The 14,429-nt window shown below is 45.1% G+C and carries 10 protein-coding genes and 1 tRNA gene; 5 read left to right on the top strand and 6 right to left on the bottom strand.

Annotated features, from left to right (window positions below; all coding sequences use genetic code 11):
- Positions 1 to 723 carry a tRNA threonylcarbamoyladenosine dehydratase gene (locus ACYQ0C_RS04110; protein WP_016277065.1) on the bottom strand — a complete coding sequence of 241 codons (723 nt, stop codon included), beginning with the start codon at positions 721 to 723 and terminating at the stop codon, positions 1 to 3.
- Positions 710 to 2,857 (bottom strand): cation:proton antiporter, encoded by a 2,148-nt coding sequence (locus ACYQ0C_RS04105; protein ID WP_016277064.1) that lies wholly within the window; start codon positions 2,855 to 2,857, stop codon positions 710 to 712. Before ACYQ0C_RS04105 ends, ACYQ0C_RS04110 begins: the two co-directional genes overlap by 14 nt.
- Before the next feature lie 165 nt (positions 2,858 to 3,022).
- On the opposite strand from ACYQ0C_RS04105, the gene ACYQ0C_RS04100 reads away from it, so the two are divergent.
- Positions 3,023 to 4,033 (top strand): aspartate-semialdehyde dehydrogenase, encoded by a 1,011-nt coding sequence (locus tag ACYQ0C_RS04100; protein ID WP_005853694.1) that lies wholly within the window; start codon positions 3,023 to 3,025, stop codon positions 4,031 to 4,033.
- Between the two features lie 587 nt (positions 4,034 to 4,620).
- Here the strand turns inward: ACYQ0C_RS04100 and bamJ are convergent.
- Positions 4,621 to 5,265, bottom strand: a complete 645-nt coding sequence (gene bamJ / locus ACYQ0C_RS04095; RefSeq protein ID WP_016277063.1) for a BamJ family beta-barrel-assembly machinery protein — start codon at positions 5,263 to 5,265, stop codon at positions 4,621 to 4,623.
- A gap of 13 nt (positions 5,266 to 5,278) precedes the next feature.
- Positions 5,279 to 6,820, bottom strand: coding sequence for a glycine--tRNA ligase (locus ACYQ0C_RS04090; protein WP_016277062.1), 1,542 nt, complete (start codon positions 6,818 to 6,820; stop codon positions 5,279 to 5,281).
- 151 nt (positions 6,821 to 6,971) lie between these two features.
- Here ACYQ0C_RS04090 and ACYQ0C_RS04085 point away from each other — a divergent pair, with 151 nt between their 5' ends.
- The 4 genes from ACYQ0C_RS04085 to ACYQ0C_RS04070 all read left to right on the top strand — a co-directional run bounded on the left by ACYQ0C_RS04085 (position 6,972) and on the right by ACYQ0C_RS04070 (position 11,700).
- On the top strand, positions 6,972 to 9,665 hold the full coding sequence (locus tag ACYQ0C_RS04085; RefSeq protein ID WP_016277061.1) for a DNA gyrase/topoisomerase IV subunit A: 2,694 nt from the start codon (positions 6,972 to 6,974) through the stop codon (positions 9,663 to 9,665).
- Positions 9,666 to 9,668: 3 nt separating this feature from the next.
- Positions 9,669 to 10,514: a DUF3316 domain-containing protein gene (locus tag ACYQ0C_RS04080; RefSeq protein WP_016277060.1), complete on the top strand. Its 846-nt coding sequence runs from the start codon at positions 9,669 to 9,671 to the stop codon at positions 10,512 to 10,514.
- Between the two features lie 8 nt (positions 10,515 to 10,522).
- Positions 10,523 to 11,551 carry a S41 family peptidase gene (locus tag ACYQ0C_RS04075; RefSeq protein ID WP_016277059.1) on the top strand — a complete coding sequence of 343 codons (1,029 nt, stop codon included), beginning with the start codon at positions 10,523 to 10,525 and terminating at the stop codon, positions 11,549 to 11,551.
- 67 nt (positions 11,552 to 11,618) lie between these two features.
- Positions 11,619 to 11,700, top strand: a tRNA-Leu gene (locus tag ACYQ0C_RS04070).
- 182 nt (positions 11,701 to 11,882) lie between these two features.
- Here the strand turns inward: ACYQ0C_RS04070 and ACYQ0C_RS04065 are convergent.
- Both ACYQ0C_RS04065 and ACYQ0C_RS04060 read right to left on the bottom strand, forming a co-directional pair.
- Entirely contained in the window at positions 11,883 to 13,244 is a 1,362-nt protein-coding gene (locus ACYQ0C_RS04065; RefSeq protein WP_016277058.1) for an alpha-L-fucosidase, read from the bottom strand.
- 40 nt (positions 13,245 to 13,284) lie between these two features.
- Entirely contained in the window at positions 13,285 to 14,400 is a 1,116-nt protein-coding gene (locus ACYQ0C_RS04060) for a glycoside hydrolase family 43 protein (protein ID WP_458692804.1), read from the bottom strand.
- Positions 14,401 to 14,429 lie beyond the last annotated feature (29 nt).

The raw sequence follows: 14,429 nt of genomic DNA, 5'->3' as shown, positions 1-14,429 counted from the left end.
TCAAATTTTTCTTATCACATACTCCGCCAGATAGCAACCAAAGACCGCCGGCATATAACTCACGGTTCCGGCGGTGGATTTCTTGTTTCTCTCATCATCAACCAGTATCACCGCATCCTGATCGGCCTGCTCCGTACTAAATACAACCGGAAGTTTCCGTTTCATCCCCATTTTCTGCAAACGCTTTCGCACGGCCTTGCTCAATCCGCAATGGTAAGTATCCCATAAATCGGCAAAACGGATCTGGGTAATATCTCGTTTGGCACCGGCCCCCATGCTGCTCACAATGGGCAGACGGCGCTGAAGCGCATGATATATGAGGTAACATTTAGGAGCCACCGTATCAATGGCATCCACCACGAAATCGAAATCCGCACTGTCCAGCAGCTCCGGAATACGGTCATCTTTCAGATACTCCGCCAATACAGTCAGTTCCAAATCAGGATTGATATCACGGAAGCGTTCCGCCAATATCTCCGCTTTAGGACGTCCCATAGTAGAGTGAAGAGCCGGAAGCTGACGATTCATATTACTGGGCTGCACAGTATCCGCATCCACAATGGTCATACGGCCTACCCCTGCACGGCAAATCATTTCAGCAGCATACGCCCCTACTCCACCCAAGCCCACCACCAGCACATGAGCACGGCGCAGGCGTTCCATCTTATCTTTTCCCAGCAGCAGTTCCGTACGCTGCTGCCATTCCATATTAATTTCGTTCATCACCTTTCTTAAACCATTTGTAGAACCATTTTCCTACATTATCATATACTCGTGTCTCCGACTGTCCGCGAGGGTCAGAGAAAGAAACAATCTCCTGCGGGTCGTCTCCCAACTGGTCCGGATATACAATCAGTAAACTGTTATTGGCAAAATACTTGCTGATTTGTGACGGCAGACGTTCAAAAGAAGTCTGATAGGAGATAGACCCCTTACGCGAGGACACCACCACAAACAGATGATCATAATTCACTTGTCCGGTCAATAAAAGCAGATCATCCCACTCTTCCAGCAAAGAAAACTCCGTAAAAGTGTTCGCCTCCTGCTTCTCTGTCAAGGCACGCAAATGCTTCAATGTATCTTCCGTTGCAAAGAAATGCACGCGGCATCCCAATTGTTTCCCCATCCGGCAAAGTTGCGTCATCCATTTCAAGAAACCTTTTTCATATTCCGCCTTATCGGGAACAGCCACCACAATCCGGCGTAACGTATTGACAGGCATCAGTAACTTTGCGATCATAATCTGTCGGTTCGTCCCTTTCAGCAGATTCTCCGTCATGGTTCCAAAGAAAGAATCCATCAGATTCGTCTTCCGGTGCAGACCTATCACGATATCCGTTACCGCATGTTCTTTCTGTGTATGGATAATACCTTGCGCAATGTTCAAATCATAACGCAACACGGTCTTTACGGACGCATCGGCAGCGGCGGCAACCATAGCCGTACGCTCCAGGTTGCGCTTGCCTATCAGTTCCTTGGTTTCAGAAGTATTATTGTCATTGATCACACTCAGCGCCACCAAAGATTCTTTCTGTTTGGGATGCCTCATCATCAGAGCCATCCCTACCAATCCTTCTATGGTTTCAGGATTAGCCACCGGAATCAAAATACGTTCCTGTTCCTTCCCTTCGCCGCCCTCCGTCAGATTCTCCTGAGTCACCATTTTACGTGCGGCACGTTCCGTCACGACAGAACTGATAATACAAGTAAAGAGAATCATGACCACCGTACCATTCAGGACATCATCATTCAGCAACCGTTCTCCGTTCTCCATAATAATGCCATGGCCTATCAAGACAGCAGCCAGGGTAGCGGCAGCCTGCGCGTTACTTAATCCGAATATCAAACTGCGCTCCACCCTTTTCATGCCATATATCTTCTGGGTGATCCACGCAGCCAGCCACTTGCTGAATGTCGCCACCACGGTCATCACAAGCGCCACTTTCAGCGCTTCACCCTCCGTAAAGAGGCAGCGTACATCAATAATCATCCCCACCCCAATCAAGAAATAGGGAATAAACAGGGCATTGCCCACAAACTCCAGCCGGTTCATCAAAGGAGAAACGTGAGGAACAAAGCGGTTCAGCACCAGCCCGGCAAGGAACGCACCCAAAATGCCTTCCATCCCCACCAGCTCCATCAAGCCTCCGCCCAAGAACACCATAGCCAGCACAAAGACAAACTGCATCACCGCATCCTCATACGTACGGAAAAACCACCGGCTGATACGAGGCATCAAAAATATAATCAGTCCGAACAGCAAGACCACCTTGGCAACCAGCAGCGCCCAAAACAGCCCGCCTACCTCCTCACCTTTATACATACCGCCAATAACAGCCAGCACCATCAAAGCCAGCACCACAGTCACCGCCGTCCCCCCAATAGTGATACTGACCGTCCGCTGCCGGGACAACCCATAACGGCTGATTATGGGATAAGCTATCAAAGTGTGGCTGGCATACATACTGGCCAGCAGCACAGAGGTAAGAAACCCATAACCCAGCATCCCCATACTGCTCCATATACCCAGCCCCATCGGAATAAGGAAAGTGAACATACCAAAAACCAGCCCCTTTGTCCGGTTCTTCTTGAAATCATCCATATCCATCTCAAGGCCTGCCAGGAACATGATGTAATAGAGTCCCACTTTTCCGAACAACTCAAAACTACTGTCGCGTTCCAGAATATTGAAGCCATACTTTCCCACTACAACCCCGGCAAGTATCATACCAATGATGTGCGGGATACGCAGACGCCCCAAAATCATGGGAGCGAACAAGATGATGATAAGTACCAGGAAGAATATCCAAGTAGGATCGGTGACTGGAAAATGTATGTTAAGGTCGAATAGTTCCATGTTTTTTTGAGTTTTATACCATAATATCGACAAATTTACGAAAAAAGTTTCTTTTTTACCGATTTATATTCCAAAATGTTCTAATTTTGCAGTCAGAACCTCCTCACGTGCTGAGTGATAGTTCTAAAGTATTACTAAATTTTATCTTATAAAACAAAAAACAAAATGAAAGTAGCAATTGTTGGTGCGAGCGGAGCTGTAGGACAAGAGTTCCTGCGTGTGCTCGATGAAAGGAACTTCCCGTTGGATGAGTTAGTGTTATTCGGTTCTTCACGCAGTGCAGGACGAAAATACACATTCCGCGGTAAACAGATTGAAGTGAAACTCCTTCAGCACAACGATGACTTTAAAGGTGTAGATATCGCTTTCACATCAGCCGGCGCAGGTACCACAAAAGAATTTTGTGAAACCATCACCAAACATGGCGCCGTACTGATTGACAACTCCAGCGCTTACCGTATGGATGCCGACGTGCCTTTGGTAGTGCCCGAGGTGAATCCGGAAGACGCATTGAACCGTCCCCGCAACGTGATAGCTAACCCCAACTGTACAACTATCCAGATGGTAGTTGCGCTGAAAGCCATCGAAAATCTTTCACACATAAAACGTGTGCATGTGGCTACTTATCAAGCTGCCAGCGGTGCAGGTGCAGCGGCTATGGACGAATTGTACGAACAATATCGTCAGGTATTGGCCAACGAGCCCGTGACAGTAGAGAAATTCGCTTATCAGCTGGCATTCAACCTGATTCCCCAGATTGATGTGTTTACCGATAATGGATATACCAAAGAAGAAATGAAGATGTTCAACGAGACACGCAAGATCATGCACTCTGACATTCAGGTAAGTGCCATGTGTGTACGTGTTCCCGCTCTTCGCTCTCACTCGGAAAGTATCTGGGTAGAAACGGAACGTCCTATCTCTCCTGAAGAAGCCCGTGAGGCCTTTGCCAAAGGAGAAGGACTGGTATTGATGGACAACCCTGAAAAGAAAGAATATCCTATGCCGTTGTTCCTGGCAGGCAAGGATCCTGTTTACGTAGGCCGTATCCGCAAAGATCTGGCAAACGAAAACGGACTGACTTTCTGGATCGTAGGCGATCAGATCAAGAAAGGTGCGGCACTGAACGCTGTTCAGATTGCCGAATACTTAATCAAAGTAGGAAATGTGAAATAAATTGTTAAACAATTCTTTTTTTATAATCTTTATCTTTGCGTCAATCATAATTGTAATGAATTGACCAAGATAAAGATTATTTTTTTATAGTTGTACTTCTCTCAGCAGCTATACTCACAGCACATTGGCTTACCTGCAAAAGATCGTGATGTTTTCAACAAAACTCGTTCGATAGAGCAAGGTATCTTAGAAGATGCTTGTAAATATCATCATACTCCAGCCCCTTAATTTGCCGGTTCGGGCACTGGGCACACTTATAATTCTTTGCTAAGCAAACCATTTATTTGTACCAACTTTCAATGTAATTGTAAAAACAAGCTTTGTACCGTTTAAAAGAGCAAAACGCTAACGCTCAATAGTTAGCTACATCTTTCTCCTACGCGAGAACCAGTGATGAAACAAGAGTATACGCATAACGTAAGTGAAGGCCTACACGTACGTATGTGTAAACGGACGCCTCCTGATGCCAATTAAATCCAGTACATCATCAGCAACAAATCTAATTATCAGATGGCATATCCCTCAAAAAAAAGAGTATCACAGAAAAACTGCAATACTCTTCTTCATATTTATTCATATACGATTACCTATTCAGCATCAGCGCCCCGGGCATCTACTGCTTTTCCTGACCCTCTCAATGGAATAACCTTTTCCAAATATAAATCAAAAATCAATATCGAATATCCCGGTATGGAGCTATATCCAGATTCTCCATATCCTAAATTATAAGGTATATAAAGTTTCCACCGATCTCCGGCTTTCATTTCTTGCAAAGCAGATGTCCATCCTGTTACCACACCACTAGGTTTATACCCCACAGAAGTAGCAGCATTCAAATCCAGCTCACCTTGGTAACTTTGATCAAAGGTTACGATTTGTCCATCATTCAAAGGAATAAGCTGCCCTCTATAATGCACATCAACAGAATCCGTGAACAATGGAGAGACTGTTCCATCACCAACTTCAAGAATCTCACAATACACATTATCGTTCACCTTTCCTTTTTCATCCAGCCCCAAAGGTGGAAGTTTATAAGAACGGATAATTTTCCATTGTCCTACCTCATTGCCTTGATTGGCTTCCGCCACTGTAGCAATGGAGTCAATATACCGCTGATTACGTTCCTCCCAGTTTGCATACGGATCTTCCACCCCATCCGTCTCACTACATGAAACGACGGACAGAGAAGTAACAAACAGCAAGCCAATCAGCCAAAGAATACTTTTATTCATAAATTCCTGTTTATTATTGCAAAGTCTTCAACAGACTTGTTATACTTACTTTATCGGCAATGATGTTATTCAGTTCCGAAATAGCCACACGCTCCTGCTGCATGGTATCACGATTACGCAAAGTCACGCAATTGTCTTCCAATGTCTGATGGTCAACCGTGATACAATACGGAGTACCGATGGCATCCTGACGACGGTAACGCTTGCCGATGCTGTCTTTCTCATCATACTGGCAGTGAAAATGAAACTTCAAGTCATTCATAATCTCACGCGCCTTCTCGGGCAGACCGTCTTTCTTCACCAACGGCATCACGGCCAGTTTCACCGGAGCCAGAGCAGCAGGCAATTTCAATACGACACGAGTCTCACCACTCTCCAATGTCTCTTCTGTATAAGCGGCACTCATGATGCTGAGGAACATACGATCCACACCGATAGATGTTTCAATCACATACGGAGTATAGCTTTCGTTCAATTCCGGATCGAAATACTTGATACTCTTGCCACTGAACTTCTCGTGCTGGCTCAAGTCAAAGTTCGTACGGCTGTGAATACCTTCCACTTCCTTGAATCCGAACGGCATCAGGAATTCAATGTCCGTAGCGGCGTTGGCATAATGCGCCAGCTTGTCGTGGTCATGGAAACGGTAATGATCATCACCGAAACCTAATGCCTTATGCCATTTCAAACGAGTCTCTTTCCATTTGGGGAACCACTCCAGCTCAGTACCCGGTTTTACAAAGAACTGCATCTCCATCTGTTCAAACTCACGCATACGGAAAATGAACTGACGGGCTACAATCTCGTTACGGAAAGCCTTGCCAATCTGAGCGATACCGAAAGGAATCTTCATACGGCCAGTCTTCTGCACATTCAAGTAATTGACAAAAATACCCTGCGCTGTCTCCGGACGAAGATAAATCTTCATAGCACCATCGGCAGTAGAACCCATCTCGGTAGAGAACATCAAGTTGAACTGACGTACTTCGGTCCAGTTTTTAGTTCCCGAAATAGGACAAACAATCTCCTCGTCAATGATAATCTGGCGAAGCTCGTCCAAATCATTGTCGTTCAATGCTTTTGCAAAGCGCTCGTGCAAAGCGTCGCGCTTGGCCTGATGTTCCAGCACACGGCCGTTGGTGCTACGGAACTGAGCCTCATCAAAAGCATCCCCGAATCTTTTGGCAGCCTTCGCCACTTCTTTGTTTATTTTCTCATCATATTTGGCAAGCTGGTCTTCAATCAGTACATCGGCACGGTAACGTTTTTTAGAATCGCGGTTGTCAATCAGAGGATCATTGAACGCATCCACGTGTCCGGAAGCCTTCCAGATAGTAGGGTGCATAAAAATAGCCGAGTCAATACCTACGATGTTCTCGTGCAACAGCACCATACTCTGCCACCAATATTGCTTGATATTATTCTTCAACTCCACTCCCATCTGACCGTAATCATATACAGCGCCCAATCCGTCATAAATATCACTGGACGGAAATACAAAACCATACTCTTTACAGTGCGATACTAATTTCTTAAAAACATCTTCTTGTGCCATTTTCTTATCTGTTTATTCTTACACTTTTGTTGTTTTTTCCTGTTTTCAACCTTTAATAAGGGCGAAATAATGTGCAAAGTAAATGATTTTTTTCAATAAAAGTCGTATTTTTGCGTGCATATCATCAGAACATTAAGGAATTTAAATATATATGAGCGACGATTTTATTGATAAAGAGGAACAGAACGAAGAAAATACTCCCACGCCGGAGAACGAACACTCGGACTATAAACCTGCAGATACCAAAAACACAGGGGTAAAACACCAGCTGAGCGGAATGTATCAGAACTGGTTTCTGGACTATGCTTCTTACGTAATTCTGGAACGTGCCGTACCGCACCTCAATGACGGTTTAAAACCTGTCCAGAGACGTATCCTCCACTCTATGAAAAGACTGGATGACGGCCGGTACAACAAAGTGGCGAACATCGTGGGGCATACCATGCAGTTCCACCCGCACGGCGACGCTTCCATAGGCGACGCACTGGTGCAGCTAGGCCAAAAGGATCTGTTGATAGACTGTCAGGGAAACTGGGGCAACATACTGACAGGCGATGGTGCCGCCGCCCCCCGTTACATCGAAGCACGTCTGTCCAAATTCGCATTGGACGTGGTTTTCAATCCCAAAACCACCGAGTGGCAGGCTTCATACGACGGACGAAACAAAGAGCCGGTCACCCTACCTGTCAAATTCCCGCTCCTGCTCGCTCAAGGAGTAGAGGGTATCGCTGTGGGGCTTTCTTCCAAAATCCTGCCGCACAACTTTAATGAACTGTGTGACGCCTCCATTGCTTATCTGCGTGGCGAGGAATTCAAACTCTATCCTGATTTCCAGACGGGAGGCTCTATCGATGTATCCCGTTACAACGATGGAGAACGCGGTGGAGTGGTGAAGGTACGTGCCAAAATCAATAAAATAGACAACAAGACATTGTCCATAGCCGAAGTGCCTTTCGGAAAGACCGTCCCCGGGGTATGCGACTCTATTGTGAAGGCCAGCGAAAAGGGAAAAATCAAGATCCGGAAAGTAGAGGATCTTACTTCCGAAAAAGTAGAGATCCTGGTGCACCTTGCTCCGGGAGTATCCTCGGACAAAACCTTGGATGCGCTCTATGCATTTACCGATTGCGAAGTAAGCATATCTCCCAATTGCTGTGTCATTGATGCGAAGAAGCCCCACTTCCTTACAGTCAGCGCCGTCCTTAAAAAAGCCACGGACAACACTTTGTCCCTGCTCCGCCAGGAACTGGAAATACACAAGGGAGAATTGCTTGAAAGCCTTCATTTCGCATCTTTGGAGAAAATCTTTATTGAAGAACGGATTTATAAGGAAGTGAAGTTCGAGCAGTCCGAAAATACAGACGCCGCCTGCGAGTTCATTGACGAACAGCTGACTCCTTTCTATCCGCAATTTATCCGTGAGGTGACCCAGGAGGATATTCTGAAGTTGCTGGATATCAAGATGGCACGGATTCTGAAGTTCAACAAGGACAAAGCGGACGAGAACATAGCCCGCATCAAGGAACAGATTGAAGAAATAAACAATCATCTGGCACATATCGTGGAATATACCATCGACTGGTATCAGATGCTGAAAGACAAATATGGCAAACAATACCCCCGCCGTACAGAACTGCGCAACTTCGATACCATTGAGGCGGCGAAGGTAGTGGAAGCTAACGAAAAACTTTATATCAACCGAGAGGAAGGCTTTATCGGCACCGCCTTGAAAAAAGATGAATTTATAGCCAACTGCTCAGACATTGACGATGTGATCATCTTCTATAAAGACGGCAAGTACAAGGTGGTCCGTGTGGCAGATAAAATGTTTGTCGGCAAAAATGTCCTTTATGTCGATATCTTCAAGAAGAATGACAAACGTACCATATATAATGTGGTCTATCGGGATGGAAAAGAAGGATTCCACTATATCAAACGGTTCAACATCACTTCCATTACCCGCGACCGTGAATATGATGTAACACAAGGTACACCCGGCTCACGTATTGTTTACTTTACAGCCAACCCTAACGGGGAAGCGGAAGTTATCAAGATTACCTTGAAACCGAATCCGCGTATCAAGAAAATCATATATGAAAAAGATTTCAGTGACATCAATATCAAGGGACGCCAGTCCATGGGCAATATCCTGTCTAAATACGAAGTGCATAAGATAGCCTTGAAACAACGTGGCGGCTCTACTTTGGGCGGAAGAAAAGTATGGTTCGACCGGGATGTGCTCCGCTTGAACTATGACGGACGCGGTGAATATCTGGGAGAATTCCAAAGTGACGAATTGATTTTAGTAGTCCATGAAAACGGCGAGTTCTATACCAGCAACTTCGATTTGAACAATCATTATGATCCGGGGATCCGCATCATCGAGAAGTTCGATGCCAACAAGGTATGGTCCGCCGCTTTATTTGATGCCGACCAAGGTTACCCTTATTTGAAACGATTCACTTTCGAATCTACCTCACGTCGTCTCAATTATTTGGGCGAGAACAAGGAGAGCCGTTCCATATTGCTTACTTGTGTGGCTTATCCACGCATACAAGTCGTATTCGGAGGACATGACAGTTTCCGTGATCCGTTGGAAATTGACGTGGACCAGTTCATCGGAGTCAAGAGTTTCAAAGCGAAAGGAAAACGAATCAGTACTTATAACATTGAACAAATAAACGAACTGGAGCCTTTACGCTTCCCCGACTCTCAAAAAGAAGAGAACGGTACGGAAGAGGGTGCCGATGAAAACGAAGAGACTGCCGAAATTGAAGACCCGGATCATGGCAAGAGTGAAACAGATATCATTGATGAAATCACCGGCCAGATGAAACTATTTTAAAGAATGAAGAAAATTCTCCTATTATTACTGTTCTTGCCTCTCAGTTTGCTTTCGCAGGCGCAGGAAGACAGTTTACAAGCAAACCGCTACGTCATGAGGGCTACTCTTTACGGCGCCGGCTTTACCAATATATTGGACACCTATCTTTCACCGATGGAATATACCGGACCCGAGATCCGTATCCTGCGTGAAAGTATGCGTATGACCAAACTGATGAATGGTAACGTATCTGTTCAAAGTCTGTTCCAGGCCCATCTGTCCCTGACAGAGAATAAAGCGGAAACAAGTAACGAAATGGCAGGTATGGTCAATTGGAACTATGCGCTGCATTACCAGTTCCGACTGACAGAAAACTTGAAGATACTGGCGGGTCCCATGCTGGACTTGAACGGCGGATTCATCTATAACATGCGAAATTCCAATAATCCCGCCCAAGCCAAAGCGTATGTCAATCTGGCGGCATCGGGCATGGTCATCTACCGGTTCCATATCGGCAACTATCCGCTGATAGCCCGTTATCAAGCCAATTTGCCTGTTATGGGGGTTATGTTTTCCCCGGAATACGGACAATCTTATTATGAGATATTCAGTTTAAAGAATGGCGGCAAGAATGTATTGTTCACTTCCCTGCATAACCAACCTTCCTTGCGTCAGCTGGTCACATTGGATTTTCCTATCCGGTCGGTCAATATGCGTTTCGGCTATCTATGTGACATTCAGCAGGCGAAAGTCAATAATCTGAAAAGCCATATATGGTCACACGCCTTTATGATAGGTTTCGTGAAAAACTTCTATTTATTAAAAGGTAAGAACAAAGTGGCGATGCCCGGCCGGGTCAGCCCTTATTAATATAAAGGATGAAAAGAAATAGTTATTTTTTTATCAGTCTGCTAGTCTCTGTTGTATTATGCACTTCGTGCATCACGGAAGACGAATACGACAACTCTCCCGAAGGCAACTTCGAAGCGTTATGGCAGACTATCGACCGCCAGTATTGTTTCCTTGACTATAAAAAGCAGGAATACGGACTGGACTGGAATGAGATATACAGCCAGTACAAACAGAGAATATCAAAAGGCATGAATAATGAACAGCTATTCGAAGTTCTGGCAGATATGCTGAACGAATTGCGTGACGGACACGTAAATCTGTCCTCCAAACTGGAGTACTCCCAATATCGTGAATGGTTTGACAGCTATCCGGCCAATTTCAGCGACAGCATCCAACGTGTCTATCTGGGTAAGGATTATGCGCTGTCCTCGGGCATGAAATATCAGATTTTCGAAGACAACATAGCCTATATTTACTGTGGTAGTTTCCAATCGGGCATCGGCGAAGGAAATCTGGACGAGATTCTAAACAAACTGGCTATCTGCGACGGTTTGATTATTGATGTACGGAACAATTCGGGTGGTAATCTTACCACAGCCGAGAAATTAGCCGCACGTTTCACGAATGAAAAAGTGTTGGTAGGTTATATGTCCCATAAAACCGGCCCGGGACACAATGATTTCTCGACCCCCAAAGCTGTTTGGCTGGAACCGTCACTAGACCGCGTACGCTGGCAAAAACAGGCGGTAGTACTGACAAACCGCCGCTCTTTCAGCGCCACCAATGACTTTGTGAACAGAATGAAAATACTACCTAAAGTAACCATCATCGGTGACAAAACAGGTGGCGGTTCCGGTCTGCCCTTCTCCTCCGAACTGCCTAACGGCTGGTCTGTCCGCTTCTCGGCCAGTCCGATGTACGATGCGGATATGGAGCATCTGGAATTCGGTATAGATCCGGACATCAAAGTCAATATGACTTCAGAGGATATGCAACGCAATGTGGATACGATTATCGAGACTGCACGTGAGTATTTACATAACCACAAGGAATAATTTTCTGAAATTCTTTGGTACTTAAGAAATATTCCTTATCTTTGCACCCGCTTACCAAAGCAATGTTGCGCGTGTGGCGTAATTGGTAGCCGCGCCAGACTTAGGATCTGGTGTCGTGAGACGTGTAGGTTCGAGTCCTATCACGCGCACAACATTCCATATAGAAACAGACAAAAACCCTCGAAATCGGACAATTTCGAGGGTTTTTCTTTTGCTGCAAAACAGAATACCCCAAATTGGTAACTTTTGAATGCGTTTGACGATCCCTAAATCCAATGTCTGTCAAACGCATTCAGATGAACCCTCAGTAAAGATTCAGTGATTTTTGGGCTTAATACCTTACAAAAGTCACCTCAGCCAATACAGGTACATTCTTATAATCTACAACTGTCAGTCTATACTTTTGAGCCGTCACATCAGGAAAAGAGGCATGAAAGTTTATGCCCATGCATTCATTCTTGGCCAGTTCAAGCCATTTACCATTAATCAACGCTTCAATTTTAAATGACTTAACGTCTTGATACAACTCTCCACATACTACCTTATTAAAGGTTTCCGGCTTTCCGAAATCCAATTCAATCCATCTTTCAGAATCTGTTTCAGCAAATTTCCATCTGGTAAACAGATTAGCATCAATTACATTAGAAGCTTTAAAGGTTTCGCTTTCCTCACTTGAAGCCTTTACGGTTACCTGTGCGTGAACATGCTGAAACGGAGGGAGTTCTGTTATCTTCTCTGTCGGTAATTTTACCACTTCACCTATTTCTTTCAGGCGGCGGATAACATTATCATCCAACAGTCCTTTGTCATTGGGTGCAACATTGAGCAGATAATTAGTATAACGCTTGTTCACGAAATTCAGTTCCTTAATAACGTCATTCACAGATTTCAGTGAGTCGTTTTCATATCCTGGCTCCCAGAACCAAGTTCTTTGAAGTGTAGGGCCTTGCTGAGAAGGAATTACATTATCAAATGGACAATGCTGTCCGTGTGTTGCTTCATATTGTACAATTTGTGTCTGATCCAAAGAAGTATTGCAGCTATGGTTGATTACCAGACAATTAGGCTGAATAGAATGAATGTGGTCTGCCAACGTAGCATAAGGCAGTTCTTCAAACGAAGGGCCTCCCCATTTTGACCCCCAACCATCAATAACAATGCAGATAATCTCACCATAGTTTGTCAGAAGTTCCGTCAGTTGCTTCTTCATAAAGTTAATATTTTCTGAATTGATATTTCCCCTGTCTATGCCATGATGCCAGTCCATCACAGAATAATAGAGACCTACCTTCAGGCCTTCCGCCCGGAAGGCATCCACATATTTGCGGACGATGTCTTCTTTATAGTCCGAACTTGCTATATCGTATCCCGAAACACTGGTATTCCACAGGCTGAAACCGTCATGATGTTTGGTAGTAAATACAGCATATTTCATTCCTGCCGACTTTGCTGCCGCCGCCCATTGTGCACAGTCTATCTGAGTGGGTTTGAAAGATTTGGGGTCATGAAAAGGGTAGGCCCATTGCTCTTGATGATAGGTACCCATGTTATAATGGATAAACATTCCGAAACGGAGGTCCAAGAAGTCAACCACTGCCTCTTTATCTTTCTCCTGACTTTCACAAGAGATCAAGGAGAAAAGACAGCCCAACAGAATAAATGCAAAAACTTTTTTTATACAAATCATCATCATTAATTGTTTTTTATTTTAGATTTCTACTTTGAATTATTGACTAACGGAATATCATCCATTGTTTATTTTTTGGACAAGTCCCGTTTACACACTTCGTACATCGCCTGTCCTGTTCCAACACCGGCAGGCCGGCTTCATCAAAACGTATAGGCAGCCATAGATAACCTGAATACATCAGACTGGCCGGCTTCCATATATCAGCCATAAAGATGAAGTGTTCTCCGGGCAGTTCCAGCACATAGGTGCTTTGTCCACCGAATGTCTTTTCGGCTCCTTCGCCACGACAAGGGTTGGGATGCTGCTCCCATGGTCCCCAAATGGAGGGTGCCGAAAACATACGTGCCGCATTGGGATTCCAGCCGGTGCAACCCGAAGTAATCATCCAATAGGTCTCCCCCTTCTTGAATAGAGCCGGTGCCTCATTGTGTCCACCCGGAAAGATACAGATATACCGTCCACTGTGCGATAAGTAGTCAGCTGACAACTCTGCAATATGAAGGGTAAGGTTTTCCTCGGAAGAATAGATGTGATAGGCATTGCCGTCATCGTCCACAAAGAGTGTCATGTCTCTTGACATCTGTCCGCCTTTTCTATCACGCTGTATCAGCATACCCTGCTCCACCGCATTGTGCCAGTCCGGAGTCCACCATTCTTGGTATTTCTTGTCCTCCCAGTTCTTCTTTCGGGCGTCCTTTGGCAAGTTTAGCGGCCATTTTCCCGGATTCACTCTGCCCGAACGTATAAAATGGTATGGACCTTCGGGACGTTCGCTCACAGCTACTGCAGTACGTGCGGGACCGTAACCTTGTCCTTTCAGTTCCAAATGAAACCACATGACAAACTTACGAGTTTTGCTATTATAGATTACTTTGGGACGTTCCATAATACAGCCTCGTTCTATGTCCGATCCTGCTTCTTCCGACACTTGCAAGGCAATGCCCAGATGCTTCCATTCCTTCAGATTGGCAGAAGCGTAGCAGTTTACTCCTGCCTGAGTAGAAAATCCCTCAGCCGGTCGATGCTCCCCAAACCAGTAGTAAGTACCTTCATGCTGCAGTACACATCCACCATGTGCATTGATGTAATTGCCATCCGTATCCTTCCATTGGTCTTGTGCGGAAACAGGCAATGAGAGTGCTGTAACCATCATAAACATGACTGCCAATATATATTTTCTGTTCATGG

The sequence above is a fragment of the Phocaeicola sartorii JCM 17136 = DSM 21941 genome (assembly GCF_054653615.1).
Note: the sequence above shows the minus strand (reverse complement) of the source record. Positions and strands in the feature narration are given on the sequence as shown.